This is a genomic window from Nocardia sp. NPDC004711 (assembly GCF_053601595.1).
Genome location: NZ_JBSGCB010000028.1, coordinates 54585 through 72514, shown reverse-complemented (window position 1 = coordinate 72514; position 17930 = coordinate 54585). Strand labels below are relative to the sequence as shown.

Sequence of the window (17930 nt, the reverse complement as noted above, 5' to 3'; positions counted from 1 at the left end):
GTCAGCGCCCCCGCCCGCCGCTGACGGCATCCAGTGAGGCGGCCAGCAGCTCCAGGCCGTGATCGAGCTCGGAGTCGGTAATGGTCAGCGGCGGAAGCAGTTTCACCACCTCGTCCTCGGGACCGGAGGTCTCCACCAGCAGCCCGCGCTGGAAGGCGGCGGCACAGACCTTCTCCGCCTGCGAGGCGTCGTCGAAGACCAGGCCGTGCACCAGACCACGCCCGCGCGCGCCGACACCGTCGAAGGCCGCGGACATGCCCGTCAGGGCACGGTCGATGCGCTCGCCCTTGGCCCGGGTGGCGGCCTCCAGGGCGTCGTCGGCCCAGTAATGCTCCAGCGCCGCACGGGCGGTGACGAAGGCCGGGTTGTTGCCGCGGAAGGTGCCGTTGTGCTCGCCCGGCTTCCACAGGTCCAGTTCCGGCTTGAACAGCACCAGAGCCATCGGCAGGCCGTAGCCGCCGATCGACTTGGACAGCGTGACGATATCCGGTGTGATACCGGCCATTTCGAAGGAGAAGAACGGTCCGGTGCGGCCGCAGCCCATCTGCACGTCGTCGACGATCAGCAGAATCTCACGGGCGGAACACAATCCGGCCAGCTTGCGCAGCCACTGCACGCTCGCGAGGTTGACTCCGCCCTCGCCCTGGACGGTTTCGACGATCACGGCGGCCGGGCTGTCCAGGCCGGAGGAGGCATCGTCGAGGACGCGCTCCATCCATTCGAACGAATCATCGTCCGCGCCGGACAGATACCCGTCGAAGGGCATCGAGGTGGCGTGCTGCAGCGGCACGCCCGCGCCTGCCCGCTTGGCGGCATTGCCGGTGACCGACAGGGCGCCCAGCGTCATACCGTGAAAAGCGTTGGTGAAGTTGAGGATCTCGGTGCAGCCGGTCACCTTGCGGGCCAGTTTGAGCGCGGCCTCCACCGCGTTCGCGCCGGTGGGCCCGGGGAACTGCACCTTGTAGTCCAGGCCGCGCGGCTTCAGGATCCGGTCGCGCAGCGACTGCAGCAGATCACGCTTGGCGACGGTGGACATGTCGAGCCCGTGGGTGAGGCCGTCGCCCGCGATGTACTCGAGCAGCGACTGCTTCAGCACGGGATTGTTGTGGCCGTAGTTGAGCGCGCCCGCGCCGGCGAAGAAATCCAGGTACTCCCGGCCGGACTCGTCGCGGAGCCAGGCGCCGGACGCGGTGTCGAAGACCGTCGGCCAGGAACGGCAGTAGCCGCGCACATTCGACTCGAGATCCGCGAAAACCGTCATATCGGGGCTAGTCATCGCCATTCCTCCTGAGTGGTGACCGGTGCGATGCGGTAGAGGTCCTCGGGCTGATGCCCGCCGGGAAACTGATCCGCCGTGAACAATGTGGTGCGGGTCAGGGCCGCGCCACGACGGCGGGCCAGCGAGGCGAACATGGCGACCGAGGCCGGATTGTCGGGGGCAATGGTGGTCTCGAGCTGCGTGACTCCGCGCGCCGCGGCACTTTCCAGCAGCGCGTCGAGCATGTCGACGCCCAGGCCGTGCCCACGATGGGGCTGATCGACCGCCACCTGCCAGACGAATAGGATGTGCGGCCATGCGGGCCTGGTGTAGCCGATGACGAATCCGGCTATCTCGCCGTCTATTTCAGCGACGATCGAGGTATCCGCGAAATCGCGGCACCACAGCAGATAGGCATAGCTGGAGTTGGTGTCGAGGACCCGGGAGTCCTCCGCAATGCGCCACATTGGTGCGCCGTCGGCGAGCACCGGCTCCCGGATCTGGATGGTTCGCTGGGATATCGCGTCAAATTTGCTGATTTGGATCTGCATGACCACTTCAGCCTGACGGTGAAGTTTTGAGGTCTTCCATGCGAACTCATTGCGATCTCATGACGATCCCATGACTCCGCGGGCCTCGCACACCCGCGAATTCGCCTATCGCGGCATATCGAGGCGATATCCGAGGCCGCGCACCGTCACCACGATGCGCGGCTCCGACGGGTCCGTCTCGATCTTCGTGCGCAGCCGGCGGACATGGACGTCGACCAGCCGCTCGTCACCGAAGAAGCCTTCATCCCAAGCTCGTTCGAGCAGCAGGGTGCGGCTGAGGACCCGGCCGGGATTGGCCGCGAGTTCACACAGCAGGCGAAACTCGGTGACGGTCAACGGAATCTGCTCCTCGCCCCGGCGCGCCACGCCACCATCGGGCGAAAGCACCAGCGGCGCAGCATCATCGGAGTCCAGGATGATCTCTACCGGCGGCTCGGCCGCCGGATCCTCCGGCAGCCCGCCCAGGTGCGGCCGCCGCCGCAGCGCCCGCATGCGCGCGCTGATCTCCTTGAGCTCGAACGGCTTGGTCACGAAATCATCGGCGCCCGCCTCCAGCGCCGCGACCACATCGTGGGTGTCCGCGCTGGCGCTGACCACCATGATCGGCACCTCGTGCGCGCGCCGCACCTCGCGAATACAGGTGAAGGCATCCATCTCGCCCACCAGCAGGTCCACGATCATCACATCCGGCGCGCCGTGATTGCGCAGCCGCTCCAGGGCCACCTCGGCCGCGCCTGCCTCGGCGACCTCGTAGCCCTCCCCTTCCATCGCCGCCCGCAGGGCGCTGCGGACCCGGTAGTCGTCCCCCACGATCATCAGGCTCGCGCCCATCATCCATATCCTTTCGTCCGAAGGACGCCGCGAACACGTCCAGCGGACAATCACCGAGCTGCGGTGATCGTGTTCGACTAGGTCGAATACCCGAACCTTAGTTGAACGAAACATCAGGCCATCCCAGGTATGCGAGCCGATAGCTGATGCACATCACGCGGATTGCTACCGGTCAGGCGGGGGAAATACCGAATGGCACCGCCATGCTTCCGCATTTGCGCACGTCAAAGCCACTTCGGTCGCATTTGCGACATTGTGAGAACCTGCACAGAGGTTTCGCCGAATCAGGAGTTCGCCGGGCGATCCCGGACCTCGATGTCGATGACCGGCCCCTGGGCGGGGTCCAGCCAGCGCATCACGCGGTCCAGATCCGCGCCTGGAAGCGCTACGCAGCCCGCGGTCGGGGTGCCGTCTCCGACGTGGAGGAAGTACGCCGAACCCGCGCCGGCGACGACCGGAGAGCGGTTGTAGTCGATGACGACGGCGTGATCGTAGGCGGGACCGGCCGTACCCAGGTCCTCACCCGCGGACTCATCGAACGGGCAGGTGCCGGGGGCACAGGTGTAGTGGGTGTTGTAGAACGGCGATCTGGTGTCGGAGACCCACCAATCCGATGGTGTCACTCGGCGATACGGGAGTCTGGTGCCGTTGTTGGCTGAGATGCCGAAAGCCTCTGTCAGCGTCCAGATTCCGGCCGGGGAACGGGTGGCCGATTCGCTGGTGGGCCCGATGCCTTGCGCACCCACGTCGGCGTGCAGGGGGCCGATCGCTCGAACCCATTGTGTGCCATCGCGATCCCAGGCGGTGAGGGTGGCGGTGGTGGCGGTGGGGGAATCGGCGGTGACGGTGATGAGCTGATTGGCCGGACCGGTGTACGTGGGCTGTTCCACCGGAGGCTGGGAGTGCTGCTGAGCGCAGCCGGCCACAGCCAGGGCTATGACGGCCAGGGCTGCGATCGCTGAGCGGGGACAGGTTCGACGCATCGTGGTTGCCAGTTTGCCTGAGATGGCGTGCTCGGGTCGCATGAAGCCCGGGGTGGAATTCGGGTCGCTCGGCCTGTCGGCGGGGGTTAGGCGAGGGAGTGTTCTTCGATGGGGGCCGAGAGAGAGGTGCCGTTCAGGTCCAGGTAGAGATGGCGGTCTGTGACCGAGAGCGTGAGGGTGTTGCGGCGGTCGAGGAGGGCGGTGGCGGCGTCGATGAAGGATCGGTCGAAGGCGTAGAGGGGGATCTGGTCGGCCTGGTGGATGCGTTTGCCGGCGAGTTGGGCGAGAACTTTTGCGGGGTCTCGATGGGTGTAGATGGCTACACGGTCGGCCAGTTTGCTGGCGCGGTGGATGCGGTCGGCGTCCGGGGCGCCCACGTCGATCCAGGTGGTGAGGCGGCCGGTGAGGTCGCGGATGAGAACCGGCGGCTCATCGGTGGAAGAGACCCCACCATCACTGAACGCGATTCCCTCTTCATACTCCAAGCAATAGGCCAGCATCCGAGTCAACATGTACTCCCCGGTCTCGGAAGGATGCCGCGCAACCCGCAACTCCAACTCCTCGTAGACCCCCCGATCCACATCAGCCAACTGCACATTCACGTTGTAGAGAGTCGCGTTCAGGGCCATAGTCCCAGCAGCCTAAAGCCCACCCCACCCCCGCCCACAACCGGTTCAGACTCCACACACGCCAACCAACCAACCGCTCGGACCCCACCCACGGCAGACGAACGGTCCGGACTCGACCCACCGCAGACGAACGATTCGGATTCTCTTCGTGGGTCGTCTCTAAAATGCGATCCGTGCAGTCCGTGGGCCGGAATGTAAGTCACGGCTCCCGGCCCGGCGTCAGCCCAAGTCCGGTAGCGCAGGCGGCGCAACCACACTTCCCCGTTCCCTGCGCACGCCAGCAGCACACGAGCAGCCGGGTGTCATGCAACCCGAGGACCCCACCTCGAGCAACTGGAAACGATGGAGCTGGCGACCAACTCCCCAGCGTGATGTCTCTGATTGACCCGAGCAGTGCCCGAAGGATCAATCCTCTTGGGCGCAATCCACCCACACCGCCCGCGATACGTCGAATCCTTGCCCATCACAACAGTTTTCCAACCATCGGCGCTGTCATTGACCAACGCATGGCAGTGATCGCAAGCCAGCGCAAGGTTGTTCAGGTCGGTGAGTCCGCCATCAGCCCAGTCGACGATGTGGTGCACCGCGCACATCGAAGCAGGCGCATCGCACCCCGGACGAGTGCATCCCTTATCGCGAGCAATGAGCGCCAGCCGCTGAGCCGAGTTGGCCAGGCGGCGAGACCGCCCCAGGTACAAGGGCATTCCGTCACCATCGAGCACCGCCAGCACCGGCTTCGTGCCCTCGGCCAGCTTCAGAGCCTCATTGATCGAGACGTGTCCACCCGACGCGGTGGTGGCAACCCCGGCCGCGCGCTCGAGATCGGCCAGGCTCATGGTGATGATCGCCTCCACCGGCAAACCCCGGTGGGAGCCGAGCTTGCCCGGGTCCACGCCCGGCTGCAACAACGCGAACAGCGCATCGTGCGTACGCTGCGCCGAGTCACGGCGGTCACGACGCGCCGCGGCCTCCAGCACATCGGTGTCGATGGATCCGGCACCGGCAGCGGGACTTTCAGCGTCCTCGATATTGCACATGCCCGGGCGTCCGAACTTGGCCAGCACCGCATCCAGCAATGCCCGCAGCTCGGGAGTGATCCACCCCTCGATCCAGGACATGCCATTCACGCCCGGACGGCACACCACGATCCCGCGCCGCCGCTTCCGATCGGCATCGCTGGTGATCGTCCCGTCCGGGTCGACCCGGGCCAGGATCTCCCGCCCGATCCTCGGCAGATCGTCCGGCCAGCCTTCGCGGGAATAGTCGACGAGAATCCGCTCGGTCCTGTCGCGAGTGCCCGCATCGATCTCCTTGGGCAGATGCGTCATCACCTCCACGATGTTCCGCACGTGATCGCGTGAAATATCGCCCGCCTCATAGGCTTCCGCCGCCACCGCCAACACCGGCGGCCGCAGATGCCCCGTGAGCTGCCGAAACTCCCCGCACTGCCTGGTGATCTTCACCCGCACCGATGCGTCATACCGCGACAACCCCAGCGTCTGCCGCAGAAACGGCACCGGATCACCGGCCCCGCTGCGGTCCGGCAGCGACCGATCCATCGCCTCGATGATCAGCCGTGAATCCAGCGCCGACAGCTGCCTCTTACAGCTCTCCAACCGCTGCATCAACTCCACGACATCGTCATCGGAGAACTGATTCATATCTCCGTGCAGCAGCGAACCCGAAAGAGACCGCACCGCAGCATCGACATCAGCGATGCCACAGCTGTCGAGTGTCTCCCCCTTGATTCCCATGCACTAATTCTACCGCGCCCCCACTATCCATTAGTACCTAATTCCACTCTGATACAAGGCTTTTCAATCCCCATCACCAAAACGACCGGTTGCTAATGCCGTATTCCGAAGCCGAGCCGGAAACCCCGGCCCCAGCCGAGCGGAAATGTCCTCGTGCCGCAACGGTTCCCGGCAATGCGAGCACACCACCTCGGCGTGCGTATCGTGGTCACACGCCGTGTGATGCAGAACCACCGGCTCCCCGGATTCCGGAGCCAGGTACCGATCCCCCCAGGCCATCATGGCCGCGATGACGGGAAAGAAATCGCGCCCCTGATCGGTCAGCCGGTATTCGTGGCGAACCGGCCGCTCCTGATACGGAACCTTGGTCAACAGTCCCGCGTCCACCAATCGGTTCAAACGCTGGGTGAGGATATTGCGGCTGAGACCGAGGGTGGATTCGAAATCGTCGAAACGCTTGGCGCCGTAGAAAGCTTCGCGGAGGATGAGCGGCGTCCACCAGTCGCCCAGCAGGTCGACGGTGCGGGCGACGGTGCACGGCCAGTTCGCGAAACTCGTTCGTTTCATGCGGTCACGGTATCCAGGCGGGCGGGGACGTACTTGTGCCAGGGGGTGCCGACCCATTCGTCACGGTCGTCGAAGGAGGTCAGCTCGTTCGGGGCGGTGCCGGTGGTGACGGAGGTGCCGTCCGGGGCGGCGACCGAGAGCCCGAAACCGTTGGGCAGCGACAGGTGGCCCGGGCGCATGCGGTCGGTGGGCTCGACGGGGACCTGCGCGGTGCCGCGCCGGGTCGTCACCTGGACCAGGTCGCCCGCGGTGAGCCCGAGCCGCTCGGCATCGCCGGTGCTGATGCGCAGGGTGCCCGCCGCATCACGCTTGCGCCAGGCCGGGTCGCGGAAGATGGTGTTGGCCGTGAAGGCCCGGCGCTCACCCGCCGAGAGAATGAACGGCCAGTCCGCACTGTCGTCCTCGGTCGGCACGGGCAGGGTGGCGATCACCTCCAGCAGCTCCGGAATCTCCAGCCGGATCACCTTGTCGCGCACCCGGTTCCAGGTCTCCGCGTAATCGTCCTCGGAGATCACGATGCCGTGCTTGCCCGTCAGAATCGCCTCGAACAGCCGCTCCCCCGCCTCCAGACCCGTTCCGTACCCGGCGCGTTCGACGCTGGCCGGAAACTTGCGCACCATGTTGTAGGCCGCCGCCCACAGCAGTGCCGCCGAGGCCGCACCGTCGGGCAGCGTCTCCCCCAGCGTCCGATACAGCAGCACGGGAGCGAGTTTCGACCGCGCCGGATCGCCGAGGATCCCCAGGAAGGCCATGGCGAACGCCTCCCGCCCCTGCGCGAGCGCGGCCCGCAGCGGCGCGTAGTCCGCCTCACTCAGCACGCCCGCGGCCTCGACCAGGCGGGCGTGGATCTCGGGCTCGGGCAGCACGCCCGCCGGCGCGGGCAGCACCGGGTGCCGCAGGTGGAAGATATTGCGCGGGAAGTCGAAGTTGAAGAACGTGGCCTCGTACTTCTCGAACTGGGTGGGCGCGGGCAGCACATAGTCGGCCAGGCGCGCGGTCTCGGTCATGGCGACGTCGATGACGACCACCAGTTCCAGCGCCGCCAGCGCCTCGCGCATGCGGGCCGAATCCGCCAGGGAGTGTGCCGGATTCGCGCTCTCGATGAACATGGCGCGGTAACGCGCCGGGTGGTCGGTGAGGATCTCTTCGCTGATCGCATTGCACGGCACCAGACCGCTCACGATCTGCGCGCCGACCACCGGGCTCTTGGGTCCCTCGCCCGCCGGATGCCCCCGGTCGTGGCCGAGATTGCTCAGGCCGGTGAAAGCGTATTGGGTGCCCGGCTTTCCGACATTGCCGGTGAGCAGCCAGACCAGCTTCTCGACATAGCTGACCACCGTCGAGTACCGGTTCATCTGCACGCCGAGGTCCTCGAGCGCGGCGACCGAGCTCGCGCGGGCCAGCCGGTGCGTCGCGGCGGTCACCAGGTCCAGATCGACATCGGCGATGGCGCAGTACTTTCCGATCGGCACCGCTCGCAGCACCGGCAGCACCGCGTCCTGGCCGCTGGTGTGCTCGGCCAGCCATTCCTCGTCGATCAGGTTGTCGCGCACCAGGATCGCGGCCATGGCCGTCAGCAGGTACACGTCGGTGCCCGGCCGCAGCTGCAGGTGGAAGTCCGCCAGCTCGGCGGTCTCGGTGCGCACCGGGTCGAGCACGATCATCGACCGTGCCGGGTCCTTGGCGATCTCCTTCAGCACCGTGCGCGCCCGCGGAAACCCGTGCGACTGATACGGATTCTTGCCGATGAAGAACGCCACCTCGGCATGCTCGACGTCCGCGCGCATCGGGTAGCCGGTCATCCGCGCGCCCACCCAGAAGTCACCGGTCTTCTCCTGCGCCAGCGCGCTGGACCGGTACTTCATGCCGAACGCGGCCATGGTCGCCGGGGCGTACGCACCGCCCAGGTGATTGCCCTGCCCGCCACCGCCGTAATAGAAGATCGACTCACCGCCGAAGTGGTGCCCGACCTCCAGAAACTTGGCCGACACCTCGGAAATCGCTGTCTCCCAATCGATTTCCTCGAAGCTGCCGTCCGCACGCCGCCGCAGCGGCGAGGTCAGCCGGCCGGTGTGCCCGTTCTGGTAGCGGTCCAGCTGCAGGGCCTTGTTGCAGGTGTAGCCCTCCGACGCCGGATGTAGCTTGTCGCCGCGGATCTTCTCGAAGGACCGGCCGTCCGGCCCGAGCAGCACCTGGATGCCGCAGTTGCACTCGCACAGGATGCACGCCGTGGGCCGCCACTCCGTCATGTGAGGAGCGTAACTCGAGTCAGTTCACTAGCGCTACTAACAAGCGATCCTTGGCCGCTTTCGTCTACAGGTCCTTGACCAGGATTCCGAAGGAGTGGGCGAAGACCGGGGCCAACTCGAGCAGCTGCGTATTGGTGACCAGCGCACCCGACAGCGACTCGACCCCGCTGGAGATGCCGATCGACCGGGCCTCACGCAGGTCGACCTTCTTCAACTTGGCATTGCGCAGCGACAGCCCGGAGATCTCCGAGCCGGGGAAGGTCACCGAGGTCAGCTTCGCCTCGCTGATATCCACGTCCCGCAGCACGCAATCCACGAACGAGACATCGGTCAGCACCGCACCACGCAGATTCACCGAATCGAACTTGCAGTTGTGGAAACTCACCCGCCGCAGCGCCGACCCGAACGCCTCCACCCCCGACATGGCCGCGAGCACGAATTCCGCATCCATCCAATTGGTTTCGGACAGATCGGTCCGAATCCAGCGGGTACTGCCCAGCCAGACATCGTTGAACCGCGAATACCGGAAGAAACCTCCGGTCACCGTGGTGGCCGAGATGGCGCACTCGGTGAAGGTCACGCCACGCAGCTGCGGATCGTCGAGTGAGAGGCCGTCGAAATGGGCACAGTCGTAAGCGCCCTCATCGAGCAGCGTCTCCTGCGGTTCCAGGAAACGCGCGAAAGGCAGGTCGGCCAGCTCCCGTGGCATATCGGTTCCTTACCGGGTCGAGGTGAAGATCGGATCGGCACAACGCTCCCGACCGTACTCGAGGCTCACGACAGCCCGGCCACCCATCCGCGCGACCGACCGGACCCTCGACCTGCTACTCCGGGCCGGTTCGCGGGGTCAGCGCCGCGTTCGGCGGTGTGCAGTCGTCGGTCTCCAAGGTGGCGAGAAGCTCGCGCAGGGTGTGGCGCTGACCGGGCGAGAGGGCGGCGAAGATCTCTTCGGCGGCGTCACGGCGAGCGTCGGACATCCGAGCCACTACCCGGCGGCCCGCCGCGGTCGGGGTCACCAGGGTGGCGCGGCGGTTGGCCGGATCCGGTTCGCGGGCAACCAGTCCGGCGGCGACCAGGGCGTCGACGACGGTCGTAGCCGAGCGCGGCACGATGCCCAGGTGCTCCGCGAGGGCGGACATGTGCAGCGGTTCGGCGCCGTGCTCGTCGGCGCGGCCGATGATGCGCAGCGCGCGGGCCTGGGCCGGGGTGAGGCCGAGCGGCGACAGCCGCGCCGACTGCGTGCGGCGCAGCCGTTTGGTGGTGCGCAGGAAGAGTTCGGCGAGGTCATCGTCGGGAACGACACGCCTCTCACCCGTCGCGCGCGGCTCGTCTGCAGGACTGCTCGACATGATCCAGAGCATAACTCATTGTCCTCGGAACAATTATGAGCCAAACTCAGTTATAGCGCTTGACTCCCTGCGAAAGGAGGCGCTGATGGCTTCACAACCTGAACTTCGCCGGATCGTCCGGCTCTTTCATCCCTATCGCGGGCGCTTGGCCCTGGTCGCGGCCCTGGTGGGTTTGGCCTCGCTGGCCGGTCTGGCTTCCCCGTTCCTGCTGCGCGGCATCATCGACGACGCCCTGCCGCAGGGTCGCACCGGACTGCTGACCCTGTTGGCCGTGGGCATGATCGCGGTCGCGGCGCTGAACAGTGTGTTCGGCGTCTTCCAGACCTATATCTCGACCGCGGTCGGCCAGGACGTCATGCACGATCTCCGGTCGGCCGTCTACGCGCGGCTGCAGTCCATGCCGCTGTCCTTCTTCACCACCACCCGCACCGGCGAGGTGCAGTCACGAATCGCCAATGACATCGGCGGCATGCAGTCCACGGTCACCTCGACCATCACCTCGCTGGTCTCCAACTTCACCTCCGTCGTCGCGGCGGTCATCGCCATGTTCGCGCTGGACTGGCGACTCACGCTGGTCTCGCTGGTCATGCTGCCGCTGTTCGTGTGGATCAGCCGCCGGGTCGGCTCCGAGCGCCGGCGCATCACCGCGGAGAAGCAGCGCAAGCTGGCGGGCATGTCGGCGATCGTGGAGGAATCGCTGTCGGTGAGCGGAATCCTGTTGTCGCGCACCATGGGTCGCTCACCCGCGCTGGTCGAGGATTTCACCCGGGAATCGCGGGGGCTGGTGGATCTGGAGATCCGCTCCAGCATGGCCGGGCGGTGGCGGCAGTCGACCATCTCGATCGTGATGGCGGCCATGCCGGCGGTCATCTACTGGGCGGCGGGCATGACCGTGGCCCAGGGGCATCCGCTGGTGTCGATCGGCACGCTGGTCGCGTTCACCACGCTGCAGAGCGGCCTGCTGCGGCCGACCGTCATGCTGCTGTCGACCGGCGTCGATATTCAGAGCTCGCTGGCGCTGTTCGGGCGGATCTTCGAATACCTGGATCTGCGGCCGGACATCGAGGAGCCCGAGCGGCCCACGCCCCTGCCGGTGCAGGTGACGGGCGCGGTACGGTTCGAGCGCGTCGGGTTCGCCTACGACGCGGATCGGAACGTGCTGAGCGACATCGATATCGAGGTGCCCGCCGGGTCGAGTCTGGCGATCGTCGGCGAAACCGGCTCGGGGAAGACGACTCTCGGGTATCTGGTGGCGCGGCTGTACGACGTGACGTCCGGCCGCGTCACCGTCGACGGCGTGGACGTTCGGGAGCTGTCCTTCGCCGACCTGTCCGCGGCGGTCGGCGTGGTGTCGCAGGAGACCTACCTGTTCCACTCCTCGGTCGCCGACAACCTCCGCTTCGCGAAACCCGATGCGACAGAGGCGGAATTGCATGCCGCGGCCCGGGCCGCGCAGATCCACGACCACATCATGAGCCTGCCCGACGGGTACGACACCCTGGTCGGCGAGCGCGGCTACCGCTTCTCCGGCGGGGAGAAGCAGCGGCTGGCGGTGGCGCGGGCCATCCTGCGGAATCCGCCCATCATGGTGCTCGACGAGGCGACCAGCGCGCTGGACACCAGGACCGAGCGCGAGGTGCAGGCGGCGATCGACGCGCTGTCCGCGAATCGCACCACCATCACGATCGCGCACCGGCTGTCCACGATCCGGGACGCCGATCAGATCGTGGTGCTCGATCAGGGTCGCGTGGTGGAACGCGGCACGCACCGGGAACTGGTGGAGCGCAACGGTTTCTACGCCGACCTGCTGGCCCGCGACACCTTCGACGATGTCATGGCCGAGGCCGACGTGGTCGCCGTGCTCGAATCCTGAACCCGGACAGCGGAAAGCCCTGCCGTCCACGCTGACGACAGGGCCTCTTTCTCTCCCTACCAGCCGATATTTCCGCCGAGAGGGACGTTCACCCAGCTGGGCGCGTTCGGGTCGAGGTCGATGTGCTGGGCAGCAGTTCGCTCTCGTTCAACAGCGGCCGCAGCGGCAGGCCGCGCGGGAAGTTGAACGCGAAGACGTCGATGCGCAGGCGGTGGCCCGGCTGCAGGACCGCGTCGGTGGCGGTCAGGCCCAGATCGACGGTGGTGGGCCGACCGGGGACGAGCGGCTCGCGATCGGCCAGGGTGAGGACCGGGTACGGGTCGGTGTAGTCGCCGTTGGCCGAGCGGGTCGCCTTGTCCTCGTCCACCTTTCGCAGCGACGCGGTCAACTGGCCGGAGGTCAGCACCGTGGACCTGCCGTCGGGCGCGACATCGTTGAGCGTCGCGGTCCAGTAGCCGTCGGTGGCATCGAGCACCGTGTTGAGGTGTACGTTCACCGGCCCGGAGACGAGGGTGGCGTCGGCCACCGGTCGGCTGGTGAAGGTGAGGCCGTTGAGTTCCATCGGCCGCGCGTCCTTGGCGCAGGCGTCGAGGACGGCCGTGACGCCCGCGGTGATCTGCGCCGAATCGCGTGAGCACAGGCTGTTGATGCCGGGCGCGACGGTGAGCCGCTCCGGCCCGGCGGGATCGGCGACCAGGCTGCCGTCGTGCACACTCATCGGAGCGGTGCCGCTGGGCGCGCCGGACAGGTACAGGCGGCGGTAATCGACGTCGCTGCGCGGGAATTGGTCCGTCGTGGTCCAGGAGCCGCCCTGCTGGAACAGCGTCACCGGGCCGTAGCCGTCGATGCCGTTGTCGATGCCCTTGAGCCACCTGTCGAACCAGGCGCGCTCCAGCACGTCCAGGCGCGGCGGGGCCCCGGGTGCGCCGAAGCCGCTGCCGGGATCGGCGTGGTAGGTGTCGCCCATGATCAGCTGTTTCTGCCCGGGCGGCAAGGGAATCGCGTCATAGATGCGGGGTTCGGAGTAGGTGAAGATGTCGTGCCAGCCGCCGTAGACCATGGCCGGCACCCGCACCCGGTCCGGATGCCCGAGCCAGGCGGTGCGCAGGCTGCTGTCGGGTTCCAGGATGCTCTTCAGGTTGTCCGGGATCTCCGGGATGGACTGCACCGTCAGCGCCTGAATGATGTAGTCGAAAAAGGTGAACGGGCTCTGCAGGCGGTCGGCCAGCCACTTCCAGTCGAAGACGCCGGAGAAGATCGAGGTCAGATCCGGCAGCAGTTTGAGGCTGTCCACACCCAGCAACCACGGTGGGATGAAACCGAATCCGAGCGCGCCGCCGGTGGCGAGCACATCGCGCACCAGGTCACTGCCGGGCTCGACCGGGAAGATGGCCTTCAGCGCGTCCGGCTGGTGTTCGGCGGCCTGCACCTGATTGATCGCCGAGTACGAGATGCCCGACATCCCGACCTTGCCGTCCGACCACGGCTGCTGGGCCGCCCAGTTGATCACCTCGACGCTGTCGAACTGCTCACGCTCCTGGAAGACCTGCCAGACGCCCTCGGAGAAGCCGGTGCCGCGCACGTCGGCGACGACCTGGGTGTAGCCGGACTGGACCAGCTTCCGGTCGGCGGTGAAGACGCGGGCCGCGCCGCCGGGCACCACCTTCACCAGATCGGAGAGACCGCCCAGGCCGACGCCGGACAGGTCGAAACCCTGCAGGAAGTTCGACAGCACATCCGACAGGCCGGGAATCGACAGCGCCGAATCCGCGATCATGGACACGAGTTTCGTGTACGGGGTGAGGTTGACGACCGTCGGCAGCGGGGTGTCGACGATGTGACCGTCGGCGTCCATGGGCCGATACACATTGGCCTTCAGGACGGTGCCGTCGCTCATGGTGATCGGGACGTCCCAATCGATGTGCACGCCAGGATATTTCGGCGGCCCGTCCTCGGTCGCGGTCCAGGCCGCGCCCAGTGATCCGGCGTCCGGAGTGGCGGTGGCCAGCGGCCGGACCAGTACCCCGACGGTGACTGCGGTGGCGAACAGGGCGAGCGCGCCCAGCGTTCGTCCCCTGAACTTGGTGAATTGCATCCCGACCCCGTGGTTGAGGAACCGCTGCGTACCCAACGGTCGGACTGTAATGGCCGACACTCTCGACCGCAATCGTGGCGGGTGTCATATGTTGATCAGGTGAGCACAGCAGCAGGCGAATTGGCCGGACGAGTCGCACTGGTGACCGGCGGCGGGCGCGGTATCGGGCGCGCCATCAGCCATGCGCTGGCCGCCCGCGGCGCGGCGGTCGCGGTCAACTGGGTGCGCCATGAGCAATCGGCGAAAGACACTGTGGCCGAACTGCATTCCCTGGGAGCCACCGCCCTCGCCGTGCACGCCCCGGTCGACGATCCGGTGGCCGTGACCGCCATGGTCGACCGGGTGACGAACGAGCTCGGCCCGATCAGCATCCTCGTCCACAATGGCGGCGTCGCCAGCCGTGGCCGCCTGGTCTCCGACACCGATCCGGCGGAGGTCGAGCGACTGCTGCGCATTCAGGCCATCGGCCCGCACCACCTCACCAAGCTCGTCCTCCCCGGCATGCGCACCTGCGAACGCGGCGACATCATCATGATCAGCAGCGTCGCCGCCCACGCCCTCGGCGCGGCCGGCGCCCCCTACAACATGGCCAAGGCCGCCCTCGAAGCCCTCGCCCACACCCTCGCAAAAGAGGAATCCCCCAACGGAATCCACGTCAATATCGTCGCCCCCGGCCTGGTCGCCTCCGACATGGGCGACCGCCTGACCGCGGCCCTGTCCGGCGGCATCCACCGTCACGCCGCCGACCTCGACGCCACCTCCCCCTTCGGCCACGTCTGCCGCCCCGAAGAGGTAGCCGACGTCGTCGCCTTCCTCGTCTCCCCCGCCGCCGGTTACCTCACCGGCCAGCGCATCGTCATCGACGGCGGCGCCTACCCATACCGGCCGTGAACCCGGAATTGCCACTGGCCAGGTCGATGCCCGGGTGCTCCCGGAATGTTCAACACAAGTTCGTGACCAGTCGGTATTCCGTGACCGGAATGCCGGGAAGCATGGTTAGCTGACCATGTGCCTGCCCTCCGACAGGCCGCAACCGACCGATTCTCGGGAGGATCCGTATGCCCACGACAGACAAGGCTTGGCCGCAGGGAACTCCGTGTTGGGTCGACTGTTCCGTCGACGATCCCGCCGCTGCGCGGGACTTCTACGCCCAGCTGCTCGGCTGGGACGTGCTCGACAGTCCGCCCGAGGCGGGCGGGTATCTGATGGCGATGCTCAACGGCAAGCCCGCCGCGGGCATCGGGCCCAAGATGGGTGAGGCCGCCATGCCCTCGGTGTGGACCACCTACTTCGCCGCCGAGAATGCCGATGCGGTCGCGGGCGCGGTCACGGCGGCCGGCGGCTCGGTGTTCATGCCGCCCTTCGACGTGATGGATGTCGGGCGCATGTTCGTCGGTGCGGACCCGGGGGGCGCGGTGTTCGGTGTGTGGGAAGCCAAGGCGCACACCGGCGCCGGGATCTTCAACGAGCCCGGTGCGTACTGCTGGAACGACCTGCACACCGCCGTGTACACACCGTCGCAGGAGTTCTACAAGCAGGTCTTCGGCTGGTCCTTCGACGAGATCGGCAGCGAGCAGATGCCGTACTCCACCTTCGCCGGCGCGGACGGCCGCCCGATGGGCGGCGTGGCCGACAGCACCGGCCAGCCCGGCGACGGCCCCAACTACTGGCTGACCTGGTTCCAGGTCGCGGGCGCGGACGCCGCGCTGGACAAGGCCAAGGAGCTCGGCGCGACCGTCCTGATGGGCCCGTCGGACAGCCCCTTCGGGCGCATGGGCATCGTGTCGGGCCCGCAGGGCGAGGTCTTCGGTCTGATCGACACCACCGTCACCATCGGCTGATCCATCGGTCGACGCCAAGGCCGAGTGGCTCTGTGCCACTCGGCCTTTCGCGTCAGGAGAACAGTCGCGCCACGAACGGCAGGCTGTCGGCCAGAGAGGCGAGCATGGCGCCGCTGTGGTCCTTCCCCGCGTAGACGTGCACCTCGGGATGCGTTCCGGCCACGGCCATGTCGGCGACCAGCTTGGCGGTGAGCGGTGCGGGGACATCGGTGTCATTGGTGCCCTGCCCGATGAACAGCGGCCGGTCGTAGCCGGTCAGCGGGACATCCATGACCGACCGCGCGGTCGGCACGAAATCGCCGTCCGCCAGCGGCCGCGACACCAGCTGGTTCAGCGACACACCGGTGGCACGCTCGGCCATCGGAGCGAAGCACAGGGTCTGGGCGTCGGTCACCAGCTGCTTGCCCAGCGGGGTCAGGTAGCTGTCGAGGTCGAAGTCCGGGCGGGCCGCCTTCAGGCCGTTGAACACGTAGGTGGTGTAGGCGGTGATGTGCGGGGACCCGATGGGCGGGGTGTTCGGACCGATCAGGGTCGCGGCATCGACGATATTGGAGGCCGGGCCGGTTGCCACCGCGCCACGGTAATCCAGTTCGGGCGCATAGCGTGTCGCGAGCGAGGCGGTGAAAACCGCGGCGCCGCCGCCCTGCGACTGCCCGATCGCCACCCACTTCGGGGCCAGCGAGTCGTCCACGGCGCGGGCGGCGCGCACCATGTCGATGGCGGCGTGCGCCTCGGCGCGGCCGTCGAGGTAGGCGTGCACGCCGGGGGTGCCCAGGCCGATGTAGTCGGTGGCGACGATGGCGTAGCCCTGCTTCATCCAGGTGGCGAGGAACCCCATGTCACGGTCGGAGCGACCGGCCACCGAGGGCGCGCAGTCGTCGCCGATGCCGACGGTGCCGTGCTCCCAGGACAGCACCGGCCAGCCGCCGGGCGGCGGGGTCCCCACCGGGGTGAAGACCACGCCGGTGGACAGCGCGGGCTGATCGGAGGAATCGCGGGTCCAGTAGGTGAGCTTGCGGGCCGAGCCGGTGCCGTCGATCCAGAGGTCCTGCGCCAGCGCCTCATTGCCGACGACGGCGCCCGGGGCCGCGCCCTCGGCCCGGGCGGGCGGGTCGGCCTGGGCGGTGGCGGCGAGCGGCCCGGTGGCCAGCACGGCCGCCGAGACCAGGGTGATCACGGTGCGTCGCGTCATCGGAGGAGTCCTCTCGTATCGTCTCGCTTTGGTGTCACAGTGAGACACTTCGGTCAGACTATCCTGAGAAGTGTCACTTTGAGACACCAGGGTGGATATCGGCGACACGAGAGGGCGGGATGACGGCACCGACCGGATTGCGGGAACGCGAGAAGGCCAGGGTGCGGCGCGAATTGATCGACGCGGCGCTGCTGCTGTTCGAGCGCCGCGGCTTCGAGCAGACCACCGTGCAGGAGATCGCCGACGCCGCCCAGGTGTCGCGGCGCACCTTCCACCGTCACTTCCCCGCCAAGGCGGCCGTGGTCTTCAGCCATGAGGAGGACGTCATGTCCTACCTGCTGGCCGCCCTGGACCACCGCCCGCCGCACGAGGCGGTCTTCGTCGCGCTGCGGGCCGCGCTGCGCGAGTTCCTGCTCGACGATGCCGAGGCCGAGCTGCGGCGCCGCCAGGCCGACACCGCCCGGCGGGCGCGGCTGGTGCTGATCACCAATCCGCAACTGCGCCAGGAGAATTTCACCGGCACGTTCGGCCGCCGGGACGCGCTGGCCCGGAGTTTCGCCCGCCGCGGCGGACTGGCCGAGGACGACCTGCGGGCGAAACTCGCCGCCGCGACCTGCTTCGCGGCGTTCGGAGTGGGGCTCGACGACTGGGTGGCGAGCCCCCATCCGTCCCTCGACCGCCTCTACGAGGTTCTCGACGGCACCGTCGCCGCGCTGCAGCACGGTCTCGAGATCCCCGCGGCGGCGGGCGACGACTGA

Annotated in this window: 15 protein-coding genes and 1 pseudogene; 4 read left to right on the top strand and 12 right to left on the bottom strand. The window is 67.5% G+C overall.

Annotated elements, in window-relative coordinates; all coding sequences use genetic code 11:
• Window position 1: 1 nt before the first annotated feature.
• The 10 genes from ectB to ACWEKS_RS27330 form a co-directional block, all read right to left on the bottom strand.
• Window positions 2-1276: a diaminobutyrate--2-oxoglutarate transaminase gene (ectB, locus tag ACWEKS_RS27375; RefSeq protein ID WP_452342714.1), complete on the bottom strand. Its 1275-nt coding sequence runs from the start codon at window positions 1274-1276 to the stop codon at window positions 2-4.
• A complete protein-coding gene (gene ectA / locus ACWEKS_RS27370) occupies window positions 1273-1809 on the bottom strand; it encodes a diaminobutyrate acetyltransferase (RefSeq protein WP_452342713.1) in 537 nt (178 codons plus the stop codon). The genes ectB and ectA overlap by 4 nt, the downstream gene beginning before the upstream one ends.
• A gap of 105 nt (window positions 1810-1914) precedes the next feature.
• A complete protein-coding gene (locus ACWEKS_RS27365) occupies window positions 1915-2640 on the bottom strand; it encodes a response regulator transcription factor (protein ID WP_452342768.1) in 726 nt (241 codons plus the stop codon).
• A gap of 284 nt (window positions 2641-2924) precedes the next feature.
• Window positions 2925-3530, bottom strand: coding sequence for a L,D-transpeptidase family protein (locus ACWEKS_RS27360; RefSeq protein ID WP_452342712.1), 606 nt, complete (start codon window positions 3528-3530; stop codon window positions 2925-2927).
• Between the two features lie 179 nt (window positions 3531-3709).
• Window positions 3710-4252 (bottom strand): YaeQ family protein, encoded by a 543-nt coding sequence (locus tag ACWEKS_RS27355; RefSeq protein WP_452342711.1) that lies wholly within the window; start codon window positions 4250-4252, stop codon window positions 3710-3712.
• Window positions 4253-4554: 302 nt separating this feature from the next.
• Entirely contained in the window at window positions 4555-5877 is a 1323-nt protein-coding gene (locus ACWEKS_RS27350; protein WP_452342767.1) for a DUF222 domain-containing protein, read from the bottom strand.
• Between the two features lie 192 nt (window positions 5878-6069).
• Window positions 6070-6573, bottom strand: a complete 504-nt coding sequence (locus ACWEKS_RS27345) for a winged helix-turn-helix transcriptional regulator (protein ID WP_452342710.1) — start codon at window positions 6571-6573, stop codon at window positions 6070-6072.
• A complete protein-coding gene (locus ACWEKS_RS27340) occupies window positions 6570-8822 on the bottom strand; it encodes a molybdopterin-dependent oxidoreductase (RefSeq protein ID WP_452342709.1) in 2253 nt (750 codons plus the stop codon). The genes ACWEKS_RS27345 and ACWEKS_RS27340 overlap by 4 nt, the downstream gene beginning before the upstream one ends.
• Before the next feature lie 64 nt (window positions 8823-8886).
• Window positions 8887-9531, bottom strand: coding sequence for a pentapeptide repeat-containing protein (locus ACWEKS_RS27335; protein ID WP_379389003.1), 645 nt, complete (start codon window positions 9529-9531; stop codon window positions 8887-8889).
• Window positions 9532-9646: 115 nt separating this feature from the next.
• Window positions 9647-10171, bottom strand: a complete 525-nt coding sequence (locus tag ACWEKS_RS27330) for a MarR family winged helix-turn-helix transcriptional regulator (protein ID WP_452342708.1) — start codon at window positions 10169-10171, stop codon at window positions 9647-9649.
• Window positions 10172-10256: 85 nt separating this feature from the next.
• On the opposite strand from ACWEKS_RS27330, the gene ACWEKS_RS27325 reads away from it, so the two are divergent.
• Window positions 10257-12044 carry an ABC transporter ATP-binding protein gene (locus tag ACWEKS_RS27325; protein WP_452342707.1) on the top strand — a complete coding sequence of 596 codons (1788 nt, stop codon included), beginning with the start codon at window positions 10257-10259 and terminating at the stop codon, window positions 12042-12044.
• A gap of 56 nt (window positions 12045-12100) precedes the next feature.
• Here the strand turns inward: ACWEKS_RS27325 and ACWEKS_RS27320 are convergent.
• Window positions 12101-14139: pseudogene (locus tag ACWEKS_RS27320) on the bottom strand (CocE/NonD family hydrolase).
• 99 nt (window positions 14140-14238) lie between these two features.
• Here ACWEKS_RS27320 and ACWEKS_RS27315 point away from each other — a divergent pair.
• Complete coding sequence (locus tag ACWEKS_RS27315; RefSeq protein ID WP_452342706.1) at window positions 14239-15030, top strand: SDR family NAD(P)-dependent oxidoreductase; 792 nt, start codon at window positions 14239-14241, stop codon at window positions 15028-15030.
• A 167-nt stretch (window positions 15031-15197) separates the two neighbouring features.
• Complete coding sequence (locus tag ACWEKS_RS27310; RefSeq protein ID WP_452342705.1) at window positions 15198-15980, top strand: VOC family protein; 783 nt, start codon at window positions 15198-15200, stop codon at window positions 15978-15980.
• Window positions 15981-16032: 52 nt separating this feature from the next.
• Here ACWEKS_RS27310 and ACWEKS_RS27305 read toward each other — a convergent pair whose 3' ends face one another.
• Window positions 16033-17172: a lipase family protein gene (locus tag ACWEKS_RS27305; RefSeq protein ID WP_452342704.1), complete on the bottom strand. Its 1140-nt coding sequence runs from the start codon at window positions 17170-17172 to the stop codon at window positions 16033-16035.
• A 119-nt stretch (window positions 17173-17291) separates the two neighbouring features.
• On the opposite strand from ACWEKS_RS27305, the gene ACWEKS_RS27300 reads away from it, so the two are divergent.
• Window positions 17292-17930 carry a TetR family transcriptional regulator gene (locus ACWEKS_RS27300; protein WP_452342703.1) on the top strand — a complete coding sequence of 213 codons (639 nt, stop codon included), beginning with the start codon at window positions 17292-17294 and terminating at the stop codon, window positions 17928-17930.

What these genes read in the sequence shown, in the direction of transcription:
- ACWEKS_RS27330 (WP_452342708.1), bottom strand. Translation starts at nt 10,171, where the DNA reads ATGTCGAGCAGTCCTGCAGACGAGCCGCGCGCGACGGGTGAGAGGCGT.
- ectB (WP_452342714.1), bottom strand. Translation starts at nt 1,276, where the DNA reads ATGACTAGCCCCGATATGACGGTTTTCGCGGATCTCGAGTCGAATGTG.
- ACWEKS_RS27345 (WP_452342710.1), bottom strand. Translation starts at nt 6,573, where the DNA reads ATGAAACGAACGAGTTTCGCGAACTGGCCGTGCACCGTCGCCCGCACC.
- ACWEKS_RS27355 (WP_452342711.1), bottom strand. Translation starts at nt 4,252, where the DNA reads ATGGCCCTGAACGCGACTCTCTACAACGTGAATGTGCAGTTGGCTGAT.
- ACWEKS_RS27340 (WP_452342709.1), bottom strand. Translation starts at nt 8,822, where the DNA reads ATGACGGAGTGGCGGCCCACGGCGTGCATCCTGTGCGAGTGCAACTGC.
- ACWEKS_RS27365 (WP_452342768.1), bottom strand. Translation starts at nt 2,640, where the DNA reads ATGGGCGCGAGCCTGATGATCGTGGGGGACGACTACCGGGTCCGCAGC.
- ACWEKS_RS27350 (WP_452342767.1), bottom strand. Translation starts at nt 5,877, where the DNA reads ATGCAGCGGTTGGAGAGCTGTAAGAGGCAGCTGTCGGCGCTGGATTCA.
- ACWEKS_RS27325 (WP_452342707.1), top strand. Translation starts at nt 10,257, where the DNA reads ATGGCTTCACAACCTGAACTTCGCCGGATCGTCCGGCTCTTTCATCCC.
- ACWEKS_RS27335 (WP_379389003.1), bottom strand. Translation starts at nt 9,531, where the DNA reads ATGCCACGGGAGCTGGCCGACCTGCCTTTCGCGCGTTTCCTGGAACCG.
- ACWEKS_RS27310 (WP_452342705.1), top strand. Translation starts at nt 15,198, where the DNA reads ATGCCCACGACAGACAAGGCTTGGCCGCAGGGAACTCCGTGTTGGGTC.
- ACWEKS_RS27300 (WP_452342703.1), top strand. Translation starts at nt 17,292, where the DNA reads ATGACGGCACCGACCGGATTGCGGGAACGCGAGAAGGCCAGGGTGCGG.
- ectA (WP_452342713.1), bottom strand. Translation starts at nt 1,809, where the DNA reads ATGCAGATCCAAATCAGCAAATTTGACGCGATATCCCAGCGAACCATC.
- ACWEKS_RS27305 (WP_452342704.1), bottom strand. Translation starts at nt 17,172, where the DNA reads ATGACGCGACGCACCGTGATCACCCTGGTCTCGGCGGCCGTGCTGGCC.